This is a genomic window from Chryseobacterium sp. MMS23-Vi53 (genome assembly GCF_047651245.1).
In the GTDB taxonomy this organism is placed as follows: domain Bacteria; phylum Bacteroidota; class Bacteroidia; order Flavobacteriales; family Weeksellaceae; genus Chryseobacterium.
Genome location: NZ_CP180265.1, coordinates 3,736,582 through 3,757,445, shown reverse-complemented (window position 1 = coordinate 3,757,445; position 20,864 = coordinate 3,736,582). Strand labels below are relative to the sequence as shown.

13 protein-coding genes are annotated in these 20,864 nt (G+C 35.7%); all 13 read right to left on the bottom strand.

The window, feature by feature from the left end:
- Window positions 1–42: 42 nt before the first annotated feature.
- The 13 genes from ACKX2A_RS16875 to ACKX2A_RS16815 all read right to left on the bottom strand — a co-directional run bounded on the left by ACKX2A_RS16875 (window position 43) and on the right by ACKX2A_RS16815 (window position 20,730).
- Complete coding sequence (locus tag ACKX2A_RS16875; RefSeq protein ID WP_415326073.1) at window positions 43–462, bottom strand: hypothetical protein; 420 nt, start codon at window positions 460–462, stop codon at window positions 43–45.
- Entirely contained in the window at window positions 462–5,207 is a 4,746-nt protein-coding gene (locus tag ACKX2A_RS16870) for an RHS repeat-associated core domain-containing protein (RefSeq protein ID WP_415326071.1), read from the bottom strand. Before ACKX2A_RS16870 ends, ACKX2A_RS16875 begins: the two co-directional genes overlap by 1 nt.
- Window positions 5,208–5,469: 262 nt before the next feature.
- Window positions 5,470–6,729 (bottom strand): tetratricopeptide repeat protein, encoded by a 1,260-nt coding sequence (locus ACKX2A_RS16865; protein WP_415326069.1) that lies wholly within the window; start codon window positions 6,727–6,729, stop codon window positions 5,470–5,472.
- A 125-nt stretch (window positions 6,730–6,854) separates the two neighbouring features.
- Window positions 6,855–9,023 (bottom strand): type VI secretion system Vgr family protein, encoded by a 2,169-nt coding sequence (locus ACKX2A_RS16860; protein WP_415326067.1) that lies wholly within the window; start codon window positions 9,021–9,023, stop codon window positions 6,855–6,857.
- A gap of 228 nt (window positions 9,024–9,251) precedes the next feature.
- Window positions 9,252–9,668 carry a type VI secretion system tube protein TssD gene (tssD, locus tag ACKX2A_RS16855; RefSeq protein ID WP_415326065.1) on the bottom strand — a complete coding sequence of 139 codons (417 nt, stop codon included), beginning with the start codon at window positions 9,666–9,668 and terminating at the stop codon, window positions 9,252–9,254.
- A gap of 370 nt (window positions 9,669–10,038) precedes the next feature.
- Window positions 10,039–11,031 (bottom strand): DUF2931 family protein, encoded by a 993-nt coding sequence (locus tag ACKX2A_RS16850; RefSeq protein WP_415326063.1) that lies wholly within the window; start codon window positions 11,029–11,031, stop codon window positions 10,039–10,041.
- Between the two features lie 61 nt (window positions 11,032–11,092).
- Window positions 11,093–12,772, bottom strand: a complete 1,680-nt coding sequence (locus ACKX2A_RS16845; RefSeq protein WP_415326061.1) for a T6SS phospholipase effector Tle1-like catalytic domain-containing protein — start codon at window positions 12,770–12,772, stop codon at window positions 11,093–11,095.
- 2 nt (window positions 12,773–12,774) lie between these two features.
- Complete coding sequence (locus ACKX2A_RS16840; protein ID WP_415326060.1) at window positions 12,775–14,712, bottom strand: type VI secretion system Vgr family protein; 1,938 nt, start codon at window positions 14,710–14,712, stop codon at window positions 12,775–12,777.
- A gap of 44 nt (window positions 14,713–14,756) precedes the next feature.
- Window positions 14,757–15,629 (bottom strand): lytic transglycosylase domain-containing protein, encoded by an 873-nt coding sequence (locus ACKX2A_RS16835; protein WP_415326059.1) that lies wholly within the window; start codon window positions 15,627–15,629, stop codon window positions 14,757–14,759.
- Window positions 15,630–15,701: 72 nt separating this feature from the next.
- Window positions 15,702–18,197, bottom strand: coding sequence for an ATP-dependent Clp protease ATP-binding subunit (locus ACKX2A_RS16830; RefSeq protein ID WP_415326057.1), 2,496 nt, complete (start codon window positions 18,195–18,197; stop codon window positions 15,702–15,704).
- Between the two features lie 288 nt (window positions 18,198–18,485).
- Entirely contained in the window at window positions 18,486–18,887 is a 402-nt protein-coding gene (tssD, locus tag ACKX2A_RS16825; RefSeq protein WP_415326055.1) for a type VI secretion system tube protein TssD, read from the bottom strand.
- A gap of 190 nt (window positions 18,888–19,077) precedes the next feature.
- The gene (locus tag ACKX2A_RS16820; RefSeq protein WP_415326053.1) at window positions 19,078–20,040 is read right to left on the bottom strand and encodes a hypothetical protein; all 963 of its coding nucleotides are present in this window, start codon (window positions 20,038–20,040) and stop codon (window positions 19,078–19,080) included.
- 162 nt (window positions 20,041–20,202) lie between these two features.
- Window positions 20,203–20,730, bottom strand: a complete 528-nt coding sequence (locus tag ACKX2A_RS16815; RefSeq protein WP_415326052.1) for a hypothetical protein — start codon at window positions 20,728–20,730, stop codon at window positions 20,203–20,205.
- Window positions 20,731–20,864: the final 134 nt, after the last annotated feature.

The following is a 20,864-nucleotide window of genomic DNA, read 5'->3' as shown; positions in this document are numbered from 1 at the left end:
ATAACATTTATTAACTTTTGAATGACTTCTTATACAAAGAAATTACTCAACCATTACGTCTTCTATTTCAAATTCTTTATTGATCTGGCAATAAATATCCATATCAGGATACTCTTTTTTGGCTTCAAAGATTAAAGAAATTACATCATCCGGAAAAAAGCGGATTTCTGTGATATTCAGTTCATTTTCTAAGTTTTTATAATCTTCTTCAGTTACTTTATAATCGGAATCGCTGTAGGCAGAATCTGTTAATTCTTTCGATAATTCGGTTTTAATTTCATTTAATTTTTCAGTTGAAAATTTTTCAATCCATTCTTCAGAATCTGAAATTAATTCAGAAAAATCATCCATCTCAACATCGTCTTCCTCCAAATCAAATTCTATGTTGAGATCCTTATTTTGAAAATTGTATTTCCCTGTTACGATTTCGTCTTCCAGTTTTAAATTTTTGAATTTGTCCATTATTTATATTTTGTTCTTTTTCTTTTAAGAATATTATATTTATAAGTTGTGGTTTTTCCTCCGTCAATTTCCGTCTGCAGTACAAACCTGTTATCGAGCCTTTCCCATTTATACACTTTTCCTGTTGAGGAAGCGGTATATTCGGCGGTTACGCCTTTCGCATGAACAAAATCACGAATAGCAGGCTGGCAACCCGGTCTACAAGGATTTAGTTCTCCCGTCATTTTCAAATGATCGCCCGGCTTTACCATCCCATCAATATCATTGAGGAATTTTCTTTCTGTGTGGGTAAGCAATGCTTCCTGCTGATTCAGTCTTCCGCCTCCTTTTTCGCCACCGCTTACATAATCATCTGAAAAAATTGTTTTTCCTCCTCTTACCAATTCTGCTCCTAAACCGTGTTCGAGACCGAAAACATCAATATATTTATTGGTATCAATTACATATCCATAAAAATTTGGCAATCCACCTCTTAAACCAATAGGATCCTGACTTATATAATTTCCACTTTGTGCGTCGTAGTATCTGAATCTATTGTAGCATAGCTCAATTTCATGATCATAATATTGTCCTTGAAATCGGAAAGGAATAAAGTCTTTTTCACCTTTTTCCTGTTTAATATCTCCATACATATTCAGCTCTCTTTGCCAGATAATTTCTCCGTTTTCATTAAAGCATTGTATTGGATTTCCTATATAATCTGATATAATAGTGAATTTTTCATCATTCCTGATTTTTGCACGCGGAATGAAAGAATCTGCTTCATACACCCACGTTACGACATTCTCAATTTTCTCTTTTTCGACAACAACATTTCCCTCATCATCTACGGAAGTCTTTGGCTCTTCCTCAACATCATAGCTCCATTCATGAAGAAGAACGTTGCCATCCCAAATATACCGAGTTATTTTTCTATTTCCAATTTTTGAAATCCTTCTTCCTAAAGCATCATATTCGAAACTAATCTCTTTTCCTTCCGGTCGTTTTACTTTTGCCAACATTCCGTTTGCATTCCAGGAATATGCCCAATCTCCAGATTCCCATTCAGGATTTTGAATTTCGTCTGAATGATTTTCATTAACATTTGGAAAAGCATTCTCATCGCGTAATTTTGGTTCATTTAACCAGTCTTCTGCGATAGATTTATAATAAGGATGATTATTTTCTTCTTCTTTTTGATCTGATTTGCTATTATTAATCGGTCTTTTACTTTTTAACAATAAATTTCCTTCCTCGTCGTAATGATAAAACCAGTTTTTGTCGCGCATCAGCTTTCCGCCTTTGTCGTAAATACGATCATTTCGTTTGGCACTTTCGTATAGACATCCGGTTTCATCTGGGTTTTTATACTGAATCTCACCATTCGAATATTCTGCAGCAACAAGACTTCCGAAAGCATCATAATCGAATCTGGTTCTTCCACCTGTGACACGATCTAAAACCTGCTGCAATCGGCTTCCTGCCGCCCAATGATAATCTTTATGAAAAGCAGTATTGGTTTTATTCACCATGACTTTCTGACTGATCGGCATTCCGACATGATCGAATTCGAAAATACTTTCGACACCGCCCGTCATTTCGCGGGAAAATATTTGTTCGTTTTGGCTTATGTTCAGATTCATTTGCCAAGGTTGATGAATATCTTTTGTGGCAGCCGTTACATTTTTAAGCTGACCAAAATCGTTGTAATTATAATCGATTTCTGCACCTAAACTACTTTTTAAACCAATTAAATTTCCCTGATCGTCATATTCATAATTAATGGAATGCTCGCCTTGCTTTTCGTTGGTTACCAGTCCTAATTTATTTCTTTGAAAAGAAACACTGCTGTTTTCATTATCAGCTTTAATCAACATTCCGGAAGTATCGTATTGATAGGCTTCCCAAGTTCCGTCGGGATAGTGCGTTTGCGTTAATCTTCCTCTTAAATCATATTCATAAAAAGTATTTTTTCCTTGAGGATTTCGGGTTTGGGTAACCAATCCATCTTTATCTCTTACATAGAATTTTTGCTGACCATCGAAGCCGATTTCTCCGATAATATCATCATTATTATTTCTTTCAAAATGATAGGTTTCGCCTTTTTCATTGGTGATGCTCATTAAATTTTCGTAAGCATTGTAGCCAAAAACTAGAGTTTCTTCCTTTTTAAATGTTAATGCATTTCTTCGAACCTGACGTTTCAGACTTCCCATCGGTGTGTAACTCATGAGCCATTCTGCTCTTCCGTCTGTAGCGTAAATAGGCAGATCATAAGCATCGTAACGAAGTTTTAATGGCAATTGTCCTTGTTCATTTACTTCAACGACGCGACCCATTTTATCGCGATTCCAAAGCGTTCTGTTCAAAGGTCTTGGACTGAAAACCAATAATCTTCCGTATTCATCATATTTCCAATATTGTTCGCCCCCGATATTATTGGTTAATCTTGAAATTTGATTTCTGTTGTTGTATTCATAACGCGTTTCAACATTCTGTTTTTTGCTGCTTTCAGGAAGTTTTTCGTCATTTAAATACTCATAATTAATGGTTTCTTCCGTTGGATCTGTATAGCTTAAAAGTCTACCCTCCTCATCATAATTCCACGTTTCCGAAGTTCCTGATGGCGAAAAACGCGCAATAACCTGCCCAAATTCATTGTATTGATAATGATATTCTTCTCCATCCGGCGTATGGAAAATTTTAATATTCCCAAATTCATCGTAAGTATATCCCTGAACTCTTCCTTCCGGAGTTCCAACCATTTTCAATTCGTTGTGGGAAGTGTAATCGTACCAGGTTTCTCCGCCTTCACCATCAACTTGTTTATATACTAAAAAATCTTCGTCGTAAAAATATCTTTCTGTTTTATTGTTTTGCTTTGGATAAATAACTTCGGTGTAGCCTTCTTCTTCATTATAGTTTAAAAATCCTTCCATAAAACCTTCCAAACCTTTTGTATGAACTACTCTACCTTGTTTGTCGTATTCCCAATGATAGCTCATCTCGTTTCTGTTGGTTCTTTGGATCACCCGATTTTCATCATCATATTCAAAAACAATAGCCTTTTTATGAATATCCCAAACATGAGTAAGATTTCCACGTTCGTCATAGTTATAACGAACCTGTAAATCTCTCTGATTTTTATAACAGTAATAAACCTCAGTCACTTTTTTAAGTTCAGGATGAATTGTTGTTTCGATGCTAAAGCCGCTTTTAACATCTTTAATGCTTTTTAAAACAATATTTCTGTCCTCGTAACCGTATTCTCTGATTGTTCCATCGCCATATTCAATATGAATTATTTTAAAAATACTTCCTTCCGAAATATGATGAAAACGTTTGTAAGTATAAATATCCGTTCCTTTTCTGATGATCCAAATGTTATCACTCGGACGATATTGCCAGATTTTCAAGCTTCTGTAATACGTTAATTCCTCTCCAACAGGCGGAACAGGAATCGGCATTGGCTGCAATTCTTCGGGATGAGCCCACGCTGCAACCTCTTCATATTCGTCGGGAACAATGTATAAATCATGAGCATTAAAAACTCCGTTTCCAAGCATTCCTTTGGTATAAGGTCTGTCGCTGTACCAAACATTTGTCCATTTTATAGGTGTTCCCGCTTCAATCTCAAAATCATCCCATTCAAACAACATTGCTCCTGAAGCGAAATTCACAGGCTCTAAACCAACTTTACACAATACTTTAGAAACAGGATTGGTTTTTCCAAATTTCCCCTGCAAAAAGTGATTGAATTTCGTAACGCCTTTTCCTAAACTTTTTGTTAAACCTCTCATCAAGGCCATTCCCGCAAAGCGCATCAGCATTTCACCCGGCGTGTAAACGTGTGGAACGAAAGCACCACCAACCAACACTGGACCTCCTGTATTAATCTGAATATATAAACTTGAAAAATTATTATAAAAAGCAAAATAAGCCAAAGGATTTTTCTTTGGTTTATTCGGCATTGCAGGCAACATAGTCATTCCGAAAGGCAATCCCATACAAGTTAAGACCTGTTGTGGCTGGTTTCCGCTCATTTTACTTCCCTGTCCTAAAACGGTTTGTGCACCGTAATACACTTCCCCTTCGTGAGGAGCTTCCTGCGGAAAAGGAATCATATAAACGGGAATCAGAGAAGTGACGTGTTTAAAAGGAATTACAACACCCATTACACTGGTTGTTGTCGTTGCTTTGTGTCTTCCGTGAACATATATTGAACCTCCCATCGGAATTCCTTCGGGAAGATCCGGTTTTAAATTTCTGATAAATTGCGGAATAGGAATGGTGAATTTAATATAATCCATCACATCGAAAACGATTCCGATAAAGGGATGCGGCAAAGGCAACGGAATCAACATAAAAGATGGCGGCGGCGGAATCAAAGTCCAGTGAATATCGATCGCCAACACAATATCGAAATGTTTGCTCGTATGCTGAATTGCCGTTGAGGTAATAGCAGGCGTATTTACTTTTATTAATTTAATTTTACTTTGTGGTGCCGCATTTTCTGCCGTTACAGAGGTTGCTCCTCCACTTCCGTCACCGTTGGATATAGTTTCTCCACTGTCACCACCAACTACGGATTTCACCATAGAAACGGGATTCAGGGAATCGAAATTATTTTTCATTCCGTTTTTCCATCCTTGCGTGGTTTTTTCTCCGCTGAACGACGTGACGTCCGCATTTACACTCAAAGACCGATCCGGATTCATATCTGGCTTTGCAACCTTAATCTTTTTTATTTTATTTTGATCTGCCATGATATTTTAATTTGTGATTTGGTGTGTTTTAAACTATCATTTTAAATACTTTATTAATCCTTTGAGCTATTATATTTTAACCACAAAAGTCTCAAAAGATTAACACTTAAGTTATTTTTAAGTTTAAAAATTAACTACAAATAAGAACACATAAGTTTTAAAAATCTTTGATTTTTCTTCTTTACAAACTTTTGAAAAACTCAATAAATTTTCAAATATTTAGCTAAATCTTTTGTGGCTTTTGCGGTTGATTTTTAATTATCTATGAATACTTTGGCTGTTCAACGCTCACTTTCCAGTCTTCTCCAAAATATATTTTCATTTCATTATCCAATTTTGTTTTTTTATTGTTGTCACCATCATATTTATTGAAAAGCATGGATGCAACAAATTTCAAACTGCTCGATTCTCTTGTTGAAGGTTCCATCAACTTTGCGATATCAAGACAATTTTCGAAATATTGGATCATTTTATCTTTGCTGATGAGACTGTCATTTATTGTTCCTATAATTCTGTAACATTCGATAACCATTGCATATTCACCAATTTCCAGTGCGACTTCCGCCGCTTTTTCAAATGCTTTTTCGGCTTTTCCTTTTTTTGAATTTCCCAACAAATAACTTCCGTAATTCATGTACATCTGAACTGCCAATGCAGAACCGGAATCCACTTCTTCTAATATTGTTCGGTAAGTATCTTCTGCTCTTTCCTTTTTTTTGTCGGCGATGTAAGTCTGCGTCAACATAAAGTATGCAGAGATTTCGCCCTGTTTATTTTTCTGATCTTTGGCTAATTTTACGGCCGTCTTCAATGAAAATTCTGCTTCTTTAAATCTTCCTTTGCTTAAATGATTACTCGCTGTAAGAATCTGCTGCTGAAAATCCGTATCTGCACTGTTTTTCTTACGATTGGTATGAGCCGCTGTATTTTGCATTAACTGATGAATATCTACCTCAACTCTGAAACTGTGTGCCGAAGAATTTTCGGGTAATGTTTTATATTGATGATGTTCTGCCCAAACCAGTTTAATATCCTGATTTTCTGATTTTTCGCATATTTCGCACCATTCTTTTACCCAGATTGATAATTCTTTAATTTCATTAATTCTTACCGGAGCGATGTATAAATAAATCTTGGAATCTTTAATATTGGGAAAGTTTTTCTTCAATTCCAACAAAGGAAAAAAGGCTTTATAGGCATCTGTTTTATACTGATTATCAGCAATATTCATTTCCCATTGCGGAATATTTTCTTCGCTTTTTTCAAGCATGTCATAATATTCTTTCCATTCATCAAACAAAGTCTGCCCAAAAGAATCCATTCCATTGAATTCCTGATAATGAACTAGAAAAATGTCTTCACCATCGTAATCTTCAGATAATCTAGATTTTATAAATCCGTCGAAAAGATCGGTTTCATGTTTTTCGCCAAGACAGATGAACATTGGTTTTTTACCGTTTGTTTTAACGACGTTTTGCCATTGCCTTTTTAATTTTACCAGCTCCAGATCTACGGGATTCATTAGTTTTAAATTTAATTTTGAATCTTTCCTTATTTGTTTTAACACAAAGTCCACTAAGATTTTTTTACTACTAAACTTTTTTTAGGCTCACGAAGGCGCTTCGCTTAACAAAGACCATTAGAATTTTAATTCAATTTTACGGTTCCGCTTACGATGTTTGTTTCGCTTCCGCCACCGATGTTAATTTTTGCACTGCTGAGATTGGCTTCGGTTTTTGCACCCATTGAAAGTGTGGTTGTTCCAACGTCCAAAGTGCTAGATTCGATGCCGATTCCAGATGTAGGATCTCCACCTTCAGGACCAACTCCAATTCCGACACTTGCTGTTCCGCCTACACCAATATTATCACCCTGAACCATAATTTCTTTTCCTTTAATGACAATATTTCCATCTTTATCCATGAAAATAGAACTACTTCCGCAAGTTAATGTGATCGAAATTTTACTGTCAACACTAATATTTCCAGCTCCATCAAGAAAAACCTGATTCTGGTCTTTATCTCTTACCGTCATTCCACCACCGTCATCGAGACTTACGATGTGACCACTTTTACTGCTTAAACTTTTAATATTATTTCCGGCTCCACCACCACCGCCAACTCCGCCATGGAACATTCCTCCCATCACGAAAGGTCTGTCGGGATGTTGATGTGCAAAATTGACCACAACCTGATCTCCAACCTCTGGAATTGCCATAAATCCACGGTTTTTGCTTACTTTCTCGCTTCCACCACCATCGGGAGTCATCACACGAATGTATTCTGTTGTGGTAGAACCATTTTGCCAGTCGAATTGAACCTGAACTCTTCCCTGGTTCAAAGGATCTGTGTTTGAAATAACTTTTGCAAATTGTGCATCTGCTTTCGGAGTCTGAAATTCAGGACGAGGAATGAAACCTGTATCTGAAGCAATTGCATCGAAAGTTCCTGTGTAATAGCCCCTTGCATCCACTTCATGATTTACTTCAAGAATCATTAATTTAGTAAAATATGAAGTTTCATTGCTGTCGGTTTTCCTCATTTCGATGTCGGCAATACATCCAGGATATAAAAATGGAACTGTTGTATTTCCGGACGTTACAAATACATCCGAAGCCTTGCTTCCAGCCGTTCCTCTTTGAGAAGTTTCAACATCCATGAAAGATGCAGCTTTTATTGGTGCAACTCGTAATGAAGGTGTTGTAAATGTTTTTTCTGAAATTTCATAGGCGCGTTTTGCGATATCCGACGTGTGAGAAATTTTTGAACTTCCGGTTGTTAATTTCTCATTTTTGCTGCTGTTGTAGCCGTAAAAACTTGGATTAACGTGCTGTGCTTTCATTCTGATCTTAACATCATTTACACTGCTTCCGTATGTTAGTTTAATTGGTTTTTCCTGAGGAGGAAGTTTTCCGAAATGAAGAACTTCGCCATCGTAATAGAACTGCTCTCCATATGCTTCCGCCATTCTCGCCAGATAATTGTAATGCGTTTCTTCATATTGAGAACTGTAAGAAACATTGCCGTGCTGAGAATCTACCCGAACATCGAATTTGCCTTGTCCTAAACCTTCTTTAATAACCTGATCTGCAATACTATTTAAGCTAATTTCCTGTGCACCGCCAAAACTCTGAATATGCGGAGCAGCGTCGAGAAGAACCGTCGGACTGCAACCTGTGAGAACAATATTCCCTAAACTGCCTTTTTCCTGACTAAAACCAACTTCTGTAATAACGCCCACAAAACTTCTTTCAGGACCGTCTTCTACATCTTTATATTTGAAAACAACCGTGATTCTTTTGCCTAAAAAATTCTGAGCTTCCTCAAGATTATGATTTTCTGCGTTTCCCAATGTATCGTGGGCCAACATTAGGCTGAATTCATGATGTTTGGTTGCGCTTTGTTTTAACTGAAAATGCTTAAAGTGTTTTACCGTTTGACCTTCTACGACAATATCAAGCTTCACAACACGATTAATCCCCATAATCTGATTTTCGGGGATCGCATTGGCATTATGTATTTTGGAAGTTGGCTGTTGAGACCAAACTTTATTTTCAACAAGAGTGGGCGTATTGGGCTGCAGCTTCTGATTCATCAACATTCCGGAAGTGCCCTGAACAACGCCAGTATAAGCCTGAGCTTGTGCCAGTTTTTGAGTAGTTTTCTGTACCGTTCCGCTTGTTTTTTCCTGAATCTTTTCTGTCGCTTTGCTTACCGCTTGATTGGTCGCCATCTCTTTCATTTCTCCCGCTTGTTTTGTAAGGGAAGGTTTTACGTCTGGAGAGGGCATTTTTGGCATATTTTCATCCTTAAACATAGCCTTAAATTTTGGTTGATTTGATGTGTTTTATTTTAAAGTGCTAAAATTTATCTGATAAAAAATCAAATAAATTTTCATTAATCAAATTTCAATTTAATACTGATTGCCAATGCATTAAACAAAATAAGAAATAATTTAATTTCAAAAAGAAAAAAACAGAATAGCTACTCTTGAGAGCGGTGCTATTCTGTAACCAATTTTATTTTTACTAAGATGATTTAGGTTTTATTTACCACCGCCGCCACCTGGCCAAACTCCTTCGTACTTAGAGTTTCCGTAGTCGATGATTTCTGCACTCACGATAAAGCTGATCAACATGCTGTTTTCATCTACCGCGTCGAAGTCTACTTCGTGCTGGATAACGTAACCATTTTCCCATCCAAGAGTAATAAGAGTACCCTCTTCGTGAGACTTGTTGAAAGTGATTTCACCCGTTGTAGGCTTGTATTTTCCGTTTAGTAAGCTTTCAAGGATATCAGATTTTTCAGTAGCTTCTACTGTCACCTTGATCAATGCGTTTGAAGGGTCTGATGCAACTCTACCAGATACATCTGTAGATCTTGATACGCTGTAGTTCAGCTTCAGTAATTTTTGACCTTCTCCTCCGTTGAATTTTAAGATTCCTCTTGAATTTGCTGCCATGATTTGTAAATTTTAATCGTTAATATTTTGTGATTTGGTTGATTTGTTGAGTCAAAGATAGACCACCTTTTTTTAACCTGAAAGTTTTTAAATACCAATTTTGTTTTTTGTAGTAATTCTACGATTTGATGTAGTAATTCTACGACAATGGGAATTAATAATAAATACAAATATTTAAATATCAATAAATTAAACTTAAAATTTTAGAATTAAAATTATTTAGTTTTAACACAATAGAGGGAAATATTAAGAGTATTTTAAGAAATTTTTAAGTTTTGTTAACTTAAATTAAATGATAAGTTTTAGTTAAAAAAATTCCGACAAATATGAAATTTATCGGAATAATATTTTTAGACTATTCTCAAGTCTTTTATTTATAAGATTCATGAAACTCTCTTTCTGACTTAAAAATTCTTGTACTATCGATTTTTATTGGTTTATCATTAATTAAAACTTCAAAATTGCTGTTATCAGGAGCAACTTTAAAGTTTACATTGAAATCTTTTCCGGCGTTTTTAAATTCTTCATTTAATTTCGTCCAGTTGAAATAAGCTCTGCCAATATATTGCTGCCCTTTTGCGGTTTCCCACGTAAAATTCAACTCTCTCGGAACGGCTCTTTGTTTTACAGGCGCATTATCGATCCATGGACGGAGCAAGATTTCGGTTTCTCCGTTGTAATAAAACAGATTCATTTCAAAGTTTTTGAGTGCTTTGTTTTCAGAAGTAACTATGGGTTTCCAAGAGTATCGAATCCTGTAGTCTTCCCATTCTTTTGGGCTTACATCCAAAAATCTTTTCTGCTTCATTTCTTCACGAGTAACTGATAAATTGGCGAAAAATTTCTTTTCCAATTCTTTATCATCTTTAATTATTTCTGCCTGATATTTCCCCAATTCAATTTGAATGATGCCAAAACGCAACCAAACAACGACCATTCCTTTCGGAGCAAAGCCAAAAACCAATGTCGAAAAGCTGCTGTAAGGATTTTCTGCACTTCCGAAATGCTCGAATCTGCCAAGATTTTTGTATTCCTCAATTGGTTTTGTATACAAAGACGCTTCCCCTTCTGCATAAGCCCGTTTCATATAATCTTTAATCTTATCAAGAGGAAAATCTGCTTTCAAATGGTAAAAAGTATCTTCATATCTCGAAAAATAGATAACATCTGCACCAATTGGAGTTCCGTGTTGTTCTGTCCATCCTTTTCCTGACCATCCCCAGGATCCGGAAGAACTTCCATAAGGCATAGAAGCGTAACCGCCCTCTAAAACGGGGATTTTATCTTGGATTGGTGTTACATCCAAATCGTTATACGGATGACTGATCTCAACATTGAATTCAGGAAGCTTTTCTTCTTTCATTTTCTGACAACTAATATTTTGGGTAAGAAGTATAAAAAAACATAATATTTTTAACAATCTTTTATCCATTCTGTATATTTCTTTTTCTGTATTGTGCAGCCAAAGCTCCTTTTCTTTTTGGTGCGTTATCATTAGGTTTTGCATCCAACCCAATCTGATTGGCTTTTACAGACCAATGTAAATATTGATTTCGTAAAGTTTTTAAATCATCTGAATCAATTTTTCCTAAATAAGACAATGCCTTAATTTCCTGAATATATTTTGAAACAGAGGGCTTTTTCCCTTCATTATATTCACCTACATATTTATTCCTTACGTTATTGCAAGCATTCATATAAGTTAAAAGCTGGCTGTAGATTCCTGTTAAAAAAGAATCCTTTATTTTGTGATTTTCATCAATTCTATTTTCGATATACTTCACATCATGCAGTTTAGAATAATGAAACATCTGATTTAAAGGGATTTGGTCATATTTGTTGGAAAGCTTTCTAGTTCCGATAAGTCCATAATATTGAGAAGCAAAATTCCACATTCGACCATAATTCACATCTTTCTGACGGAAGTATTTTATTTCCAGCTGCTTGTCTGTATACCAACCTTCATCAATTACAATTTTTTTGAATTCAAGACATTCCTGATGTGTATTTACATTATTGTATTCATCGTAAGGATCGCAATACAAAACTGAGGTTTCCGTATCTCCTTCTCCATAAGATCCTCCAATATCTGAGTGAACTCCGGGAAGCGTAAATTCTAATCCATGCAAACCTGTACTGTTGATATTTGTAAGGTCAAAATTATCTCTGTACTCATCATCAGAAGCCAATTGCAAAACAAACTGAACTTTTCCACGGCCAATCGTATCAAGTCCTAGTTCTTCGGTATCATTGGGTAAGCCCCAACCTCCTCTGTGATTGATTCCGTAAGATGCAACGGTATCATACAAACCTGCAAACTTAAATTTTATCTGCTTTATTTCTAATTCTTTTTCAACAAGACAAGCTCCAAAGTATCCGAATTGACTGATAAATTGTAGCTTTGAACCATCTTTATCGTTAATAATAAGTCTTCCATTATCTATATTATCAGGAGGAAAAACCTGCAAAATCTGTTTTCCACGAGCATAAGAAATCATAGGCATTGTACTCGCAACATGCACAAAATGTCTCGCTGCTGCTGCTCCTCTGCTGAATCCGAATACATTCACGGTAAGATTTATTTTTTTCTGCTGTCCTTTAAATTTTAAAGCTAAAGCTTCCGCTCCTTTTTTGCATCCTTTTGCAACTTTTGCAACGACACCGGTAGCTCCTTCACCTTGGGCAACACCTTTTAAAATACTGTCTCCTTTTTTATCTTCCGTTCCGATTCCTTCAATATACCATGAAACCTGATTTTGTGCATTCGGATCTATCGCATCATAACCGCGGGCTACATTGGTAAAATCGTTATTGTAACTATCATCTTTGTCACTGCTTGCTTCTTCATAATCTCCGCCTAGCTGCGTATTTGTTTTGTTATTCTGAGTTCCGTCGAAAAATAAATTTAAACTTACATCAATAGTATCGACAGGTTTATCATTTGGATTAATCTTCTGAGCAGCATTATAACTAACTCCTGTATCATTCCCCTTCTGCTCGACAGAAACTGCACTGTTGTGATCGATACCTTCTTTGGCATACGTCTTATAATCACCTCCTGTCTGGGTAATCGCTTTGCCTTCTACAAAATATTCGATGCTCATGATTAGTGATTTTTAGATTTCTCGCCACTATTATTCTGAACTTCTTTTTCAGCGTGATGTTCTACTTTGCCCTGACTGTTGACTTCAACACCTTTAAGACTGGTTAATTTATGTTCTTTTTCGCCATAAACCTCCATATCCCCTTTTACGTAATGACTCATTTTTCCGACAACATTCGTCATGAAATCGGCACCTGTCGTTACATATTTCATTGAACCTACACTTTCGGTATGATTGGCTAAAATTGTGTCAGATTTATTGACGCCCACATTGGTTGTCATATTCTCACCGACATTAATGTTCATATTTCGGCAATTCAACGTCATTGTCTCCGGAGCGGTAATTGTAATATTACTTCCTGTTGTATCTAAATGAATTTCATTACCCGATTTATCTGTAATAATAATACTTTCATCTTCCGTGAAAATCACACGGTGACCGCTTCTGGTCTGGATAGATTTCACCCTGTTATCCGCACCACCGCCAAGACCAACTCCACCATGGAACATTCCTCCCATTACGAAAGGTCTGTCGGGATGACTGTGAACGAAATTCACCATGACCTGATCTCCGACTTCAGGAATCGCCACATAACCTCTGTTCTGATTCACCTGATCTGTACCTCCTGCATCAGGACTCATCATCCTGATGAAATGAGTTGTATCATTCGTTTGCCAGTCAAATCTCACCTGAATTCTTCCCTGCCCTTCCGGATCTGCGTTTGAAATAACAGTTGCAATCTGCGGCTCTGCTTTGGGTGTTCGGAATTCAGGTTTCGGCATAAATCCCGTATCTGAAGCGATTCCTTCAAAGCTGCCTGAATAATGACCAATGGTATCAACCTCGTGAGAAACTTCCGTAATCATGATTCTTGTGAAATAATCGGATTCGTTGGTATCTATTTTTCTCATCTGAACATCTACAACACAACCCGGATGTAAAAACGGAACAGTTGTATTTCCGGATAATGAAAAAACATTGACAGCTTCACTTCCTGCCGTACTTTTTTGGGAATATTCCACATCAAGATGCGTTGTCGCTTTAATTGGAGCAACCTGCAAAGCCGGAGTTTTATAAATTTTATCGTTGTGAGAATATGCTGTTTTGGCTAAATCTCCCACATGCTGAATCGGTGTTTCGCCTGATGTAAGCTTTTCATTTTTGCTGCTGTTGTAGCCATAAAACTGAGGCTTTGTATGAACTGCTTTTAATTCAACTTTAATATCGTTTGCGCTGCTTCCGTAGGTTAATTTTATCGGTTTATTCTGAGGAGGAAGTTTTCCGAAATGAAGAACTTCACCGTCATAATAAAACTGTTCACCATACGCTTCAGCCATTCTTGCCAAATAATTGTAATGTGTTTCGTCGTACTGACTGCTGTAAATAATCTGTGAATAATCATTCGTATCTACCCTTACATCAAAACGACCGGAATCAATCCCTTGTTTAATAACTTCATTAGCTATGATTCCCATATTAACAGGAGATGCACCTCCAAAACTTTGAACGTGTGGCGCTCCATCCAACAAAATGGTTGGACTGTAACCCGTCAATACAATATTTCCAAGACTCATTTTTTCCTGACTGAAACCAACACCAGTGATGACACCAACGAAAGTTCTCTCCGGACTGCTTTCAATATCTTTATAGGAAATAACGACCGTGAGCCGTTTTCCAAGGAATTTATTGGCTTCTTCTAAAGTATGGGTCTGCCTGTCTCCGAGTGCATCATGAGCCAGCGTAACACTGAATTCGTGATGACGTCTTGCACTTTGAGTCAGTTTAAAATGTTTATAATATTTGATGACCTGTCCTTCGATCACCAAAGATAGCTTTACCAGCCTGTTGATTCCTGCATGATGATTTTCCGAGATTCCGTCGGCATTCTGTGATGGTCGGAATGAAGGGCTTTTCAGTATATTTTGTGATTCTGTTTTCATATTGCCTGTGATTTGGATCTGTTAAACATTATCGCTTAGTGTTCTTATTGTTTGGTGTTGAGTGTGTTTCCTTCCTTTATGGATCTGGAAAGTATTTTGTTTTTTCGTAAAAGAAAATCAGGCATCAGATCTGTAGGAAGATACAATGTGCTTTCGCCTTTCTCCTGCAATTCCTGTGTGATTCCAGGATTCCATGAAAGTAATTTATCAACTTCCACATCCAGTTCGTCTGCAATGATATTTAAATTAAAACCTGCATTAATATCCGTTTCCGCCAACTGAGAATTATCTTTCCGGCTTCCTCCATTTACAAGGAAAACCGTATTCATTCTTGAAGAATTGTAATTGCTTAAAACGCTTTGTAATTCTCCCGTTGCATAGCATGCATTCAAATATTTTTTAACATGATTAATGGTTTCCTGTGGAAGATATTTATAAAAAATATGATACTGCGAAGAACCTGCTGCAGCCATAGCTTTGGCAATATTTCCTTCTCCGCAGTTGTAGGCAGCCACAACAGTTACCCAATTGTTATATTTTTTGTACAAACTTGTTAAAGAAACAGTTGCTGTTTTCGTGCTTTTATAAAGATCGGTTCTGTTTTGTTCCGTTAATCCATATTGGTTTGCATGAGCGGTCATAAATTGCCAAACGCCCACGGCTCCGGCTCCGGAAGTAATTTTTCTGTCAAAATGTGATTCAATGAGCGCAAGATTTCTCAAATGTCTCGGCAATCCTTTTTCCACTAGAGAATATTCGATAAAATCTACGATATCTTTATTTGCATTGATGATGCTTTTATATCTTTTCACACTGCTTTCCGAAGTATCGGACGCAGAGAGAAATTGTGCATTCATTAAATTTGAAAACAAAAACATAATCAAAACCTGTAAAATATTCTTACAATTTGGCTTCATTATTAATATTTTTTAGATAAAATGTTAAAAAAATAGCAAAAGGAAATTGAAATTATCCCTTTGCAATTTCTTTTACTCTACTTTCCAGCTCAGTTTTTCCTCTTCGGAATTCCAGTCTACATGAATGGTCTGTCCGGATTTTACTTCTTCCCTCACGATCATTTTTGAGATTGGTCTTGCCAACTGAGATCTAATCACTCCGGAAATCTGTCTTGCTCCATACTTGCTGCTAAATCCGCCTAAAGCTAAGTTTTTCACTGCTTCATCGGAAATTTTTAAGCTCATTCCTAATCTTGTTAATGAATTATGAAGTGATTTTAATTGAATATTAAAAATTCTCTCCGCCATAGATTCCGTGATAGGAGCAAATGGAATAATCTCCGTTATTCTTGCTAAAAATTCGGGTCTGAAACGACCTGAATTCGACATAATCTGCATTAATGATTTTGATTCAGGAATTTTTCCTTCCTCAAACTGCTTTACAATTTCTTCGCTTCCGATATTTGAAGTAAATAAAATTAAGGCATTGCTGAAATCTCCTTCTTTTCCAAGCTTATCATGAACTTTTCCTTCATCCATGATCTGTAAAAAGACATCAAAAACAGAGTGATGCGCTTTTTCAATTTCATCAAATAAAACTACGGTGTAAGGCTGTTGTCTGATTTTATTCACCAACATTCCACCTTCCTCGTAACCCACATATCCCGGAGGCGCACCGTATAAAAGTGCCGCCGAATGCTCTTCTTTAAACTCAGACATATCGAAACGAACCATCGCTTTCTCGTCGTTGAAAAGCAATTCTGCCATCGATTTCGCCAATTCGGTTTTTCCTGTTCCGGTCGGTCCTAAAAGGAAAAAAGAACCAATTGGCTGTCCTGGTTTATTCAATCCGCTTCGGTTTTCAACAATTGCATCAGAAAGGATTTTTAAAGCATGATCTTGCCCCACAACTCTATTCATTAAAAGAGATTCCATATTCAATAATTTCTCTTTTTCCTGAGCCTGAATTTTACCAATCGGAATGTTTGTTTTTGCTGCCATCACGGCCGCCAGTTCCAAGCGATCTACTTTTTCTCTCTTTACTGCTGCATGTTGTAAAAGTTCTGCATAAGTATCTTCAATAATTTTCTGAATCGCATCGACAGGCATCGAATTATCAATTTGCGGTTGTTCGCTTAAAGAACCCCACAAAATTGGACTGATTTTATCTCTCAATAAATTATACGTCCAAATTAATTCATCTGCTTTATCTTTTTCATCAAAAAACTCTTCCTGTAGAATTTCATCATATTTGATTTTCCAGCTTTCCAGTTCTTTTTCTGAAAGCTCATCCAACATTTTGATGGCTGCCATTGTTCTGTCCAGCAAGTCGATAGCTGCATCTGGTAATTTTTTACCTTTAGCATATCTTTTTGCTAAACGAACACATTCCGGAAGTGCATTTTTTTCAACTTCAATTCCGTGGTGTTTTTTGTAGCCTTCCAATAAAACGTCGATCATTTTAACGCACGTTTTTTCATCCGGTTCATTCACCATCAATACTTCAAAACGACGATTAAAAGCCTGTTCTGGCTCGATGATTTTTCTATACTCCTCCTGAGTTGTCGCTCCAATTACAGTGATTTCGCCTCTCGCTAATTCAGGTTTAAGCAAATTAGCAACGTTTCCGATGCTTCCTTTTGGATCTAAAAGCGTGTGGATTTCATCAATAAAAAGAATCGCTTTTTCAATCTTTTTACATTCGTTGATAACTTTCTTCAAACGATCTTCTATCTCTCCCTTATACGAAGTTCCGGCTAATAATGCTCCGGTGTCCAACTCCAGCAATGTTCCGTTTTTCAACATATCAGGAACATTTCCTTTGGTAATTTCGATGGCAAAACCTTCTACTAAAGCTGTTTTCCCAACTCCGGGCTCTCCGATGATAATAACATTCGGCTTACTTCTTCGGCAAAGAATTTCAACTAACATTCGTAGTTCTTTATCTCTTCCGATAATGTTTTCCAGCTCCCCTTTTCTTGCCTGAGCCGTTCTGTCTACACAGTAACTTTTAATGGAAGGAAAAGAATTATCCGAATAATCTGAACCGTTTGAAAAAATTGAATTAAAATCTCCATTTTCCGAAGATTCATACGGAGTATCTTTTCTGTATAAATTGAAAATTTCGTGTTCTCTAAGTGGCAGAGATTTAAGCTGTTGTAAGGTAAAAGCAACCTGAGGTTTTACAATTGCCGTCAAAATGCATATAGGAGTAATTTCGTCTAAACCTAATTTTAAACGAATATCATCCGCTTCTTCTACGATATTATCTACAGATTCATCTTCATCTATTTCGTTCGGAAGATGCGTTGTTTTAGGATAATCTTCAATTCGAACATCTGCCCATTCATAGAAATATCCTGGATCTTTGTCTATGCTTTTTAAAAACTCATTAAGACCAATATCTTTGTGCATTAAAGCCTGCAAAATGTGTGGTCCGCCGTAAGTTCCGTTATAATTCTCCCTCGCAATCGACTGCGCTATATGAAATAATTGTTTTACAGTCTCATTGGTTACTAGTACTCCCATTGTGTATTTTTTCTCAAATTAATATTCTGTATATTTTGGTGGTCATTCACCGATCATGTTTTTGCTAAACCTCAGCAAAAATTAATCCATAATCGTCTGAATTTTTATAGTTTACTAAGATATTAGTTTTTTTTCAGAACAGAGAGTTATGTCTTGTAAAAGTGATATAGCAATATTATTCTCAACATAATAAAATTTTTAACCAAAACATCATTTAATGGTAAAAAAGACCGTCTTATGGGGACAGTCTTTCTTTTTTTATGAATGTTAATTGCTTGTAATTTCTTATTAAGATGGCCACAGACCTTCGAATTTAGAATTTCCATAATCGATTGTTTCAGCGCTTACGACAAAACTGATCAACATGCTGTTTTCATCTACTGCATCGAAGTCTACTTCATGCTGAATTACATATCCGTTTTCCCATTTCAAAGTAATTAAAGTACCTTCTTCGTGAGATTTGTTGAAAGTAATTTCACCCGTTGTAGGCTTGTATTTTCCGTTTAGTAAGCTTTCCAAGATGTCTGATTTTTCAGTAGCTTCTACTGTAACTTTGATAAGTGCGTTTGAAGGATCTGATGCTACTCTACCAGATACGTCTGTAGATCTTGATACACTGTAGTTTAGCTTCAATAATTTTTGACCTTCTCCTCCATTGAATTTTAAGATTCCTCTTGAATTTGCTGCCATGATAGGTAAATTTTAATCGTTAATAATATTTTGTGATTCATTGATTGTGATACAAATATAACGCAGTAAAATCTCTTCTGAAAGTTTTTAAATATCAATTTCATTTTTTGTCGTAATACTACGATTTGATGTAGTAATTCTACGACAAATGATTTAACAATATTTTAACACATCCTTTATTAAAAGGAGTTTACGACAATTCTTTAATCGTAAAAAGATTAGAATTTTTAACACCAGATTGGGAAATAAAGTATTCAATTTCAACTTCTTTCACCATTCCGGTTTTGGTAAAAAGAATATATTTTCCGTTGAAATTTTTATCCGCTTCAGATGAGTTTATGGATTGAAGAAGAGTGATTTCATCATCGTATTCCGGGCCTTCGATTTTTTGCTGAAGATTGATATGAATATTTTCCTCTCCAATAGAAAATTCTAAGTAAGATTTTCCGTTAACAAAGCTATTTCTCAAACTAGAGAAATATGTTTTTATAAAAACATCTTCTTTCATTCTTCGGTCGAAAAGATCTTTATTTGAAACCGCAAATTCAAATTCATTCAAATAAATTTCAGCATAATTATCGGAGAAAAGATCGGATAATTTTTCTTTGATTTTCGCAAAATTGTTAATTGTTTCCTCTTTTAAACCAACATTTATAATTTCACCTTTATGATTGGTTTTAACTTCAATCGGATTCAAAGAACGGATGGATTGTGATGCCAAATCCGCCATCATGCTTCCAATTTCATCCGAAAAATTGTTTTTATATATGTGAAAAATATGAAATATTCCTTCTCTTCTTACCCACTTTACAGAAACAGTGTATGAAAGAGTATTGCTTGTTTTTTCCAGTTGATTTTCCTCAACCTCTTTATTAGAAACGGAGTATATTTTACTAAAATTTTCAGGATTGAAAAGAATTTCAGGGTTCAGTTTCGGATGCTTGAAAGGTGCATCGTTTCGGCTGTTGTATTCTCTGATTTTATTAAGATCCGGAATCAATAGTTTTTTTCGCGGAATAAGTTGATCGTATATAAAATCTTCTCTTGCACAATGTGTATTGTGAAATTCTTTAAGATAAATTGGATTTTCAAGATTAATTTCTTCAGATATACTTTCCAGCGTCTCTCCGGAAAGGATAAAATGAACGATCATATTTTTGTTTTTTAGGCTATATCTAATTTAGAGTAAAAATTTTATTTCACAAAATCGAGTTTTTATTAAATCTAAACTTGTTTTAACTTTTTATTTAACCACAAGAAATAAAAAAACAGCACACAAGATTGTACGCTGTTTTCGATTATAAATGTTTGATAATTATTTTTGTTTTGTGAATTCTAAATATTTGTCGCCGCACTGGGTAAAATGTTCAAATTCATTCATAGAGTTCCCACTGTTTTGGATTACGATTTTGTCACCTTCAACCAAACCCCCTATTTCGCCCATCGTGATCGTAACATCACTATTAGTCGCATCTGCTTCCTGAACTGAAGCATTTCCGGTTGCAATAGTTTTTGTTTTATCTAAAATTTTGAAAGTAGGTTTTCCTCCAATACTTTTTATTTCGATTGAAAATCTTCCGCCATCACAGGTATTTGCTGTATATTTTCCTTCAATGACGGGTTTTGTTTTGGTATCATCTGTATTTTTCTGAACTGAATTTTCTGTTGCGGAATCTGCTTTTACAACTTCAGGTTTCGACATAGAAACGGAATCATTTCCACCAGTTTGGATATTTGTTGTAGAATCTATACTTGCTTTTGCCGATTTTGATGGATCTTTTTTACAAGAAATCACAGAAAATCCAGCCAAAAGACAAAGACCAATAAAGTTTTTTTTTATCATAAAGTTTTACTTTTTAATATGACATTTTCATCAATACCGATGCCAAATTTATCATTTAAAAATAGTGTAAAATTTAATTCAAAAATATTTTTCTTTAAAATAATTTTAAAGCGATTTATTTTTAAACTAAAAAG

Coding starts and splice junctions, on each gene's coding strand:
- ACKX2A_RS16875 (WP_415326073.1), bottom strand. CDS start 462: ATGGACAAATTCAAAAATTTAAAACTGGAAGACGAAATCGTAACAGGG.
- ACKX2A_RS16860 (WP_415326067.1), bottom strand. CDS start 9,023: ATGTTTAAGGATGAAAATATGCCAAAAATGCCCTCTCCAGACGTAAAA.
- ACKX2A_RS16815 (WP_415326052.1), bottom strand. CDS start 20,730: ATGATAAAAAAAAACTTTATTGGTCTTTGTCTTTTGGCTGGATTTTCT.
- ACKX2A_RS16820 (WP_415326053.1), bottom strand. CDS start 20,040: ATGATCGTTCATTTTATCCTTTCCGGAGAGACGCTGGAAAGTATATCT.
- ACKX2A_RS16865 (WP_415326069.1), bottom strand. CDS start 6,729: ATGAATCCCGTAGATCTGGAGCTGGTAAAATTAAAAAGGCAATGGCAA.
- ACKX2A_RS16845 (WP_415326061.1), bottom strand. CDS start 12,772: ATGAGCATCGAATATTTTGTAGAAGGCAAAGCGATTACCCAGACAGGA.
- ACKX2A_RS16850 (WP_415326063.1), bottom strand. CDS start 11,031: ATGAAAGAAGAAAAGCTTCCTGAATTCAATGTTGAGATCAGTCATCCG.
- ACKX2A_RS16830 (WP_415326057.1), bottom strand. CDS start 18,197: ATGGGAGTACTAGTAACCAATGAGACTGTAAAACAATTATTTCATATA.
- ACKX2A_RS16870 (WP_415326071.1), bottom strand. CDS start 5,207: ATGGCAGATCAAAATAAAATAAAAAAGATTAAGGTTGCAAAGCCAGAT.
- ACKX2A_RS16840 (WP_415326060.1), bottom strand. CDS start 14,712: ATGAAAACAGAATCACAAAATATACTGAAAAGCCCTTCATTCCGACCA.
- ACKX2A_RS16835 (WP_415326059.1), bottom strand. CDS start 15,629: ATGAAGCCAAATTGTAAGAATATTTTACAGGTTTTGATTATGTTTTTG.
- tssD (WP_415326055.1), bottom strand. CDS start 18,887: ATGGCAGCAAATTCAAGAGGAATCTTAAAATTCAATGGAGGAGAAGGT.
- tssD (WP_415326065.1), bottom strand. CDS start 9,668: ATGGCAGCAAATTCAAGAGGAATCTTAAAATTCAACGGAGGAGAAGGT.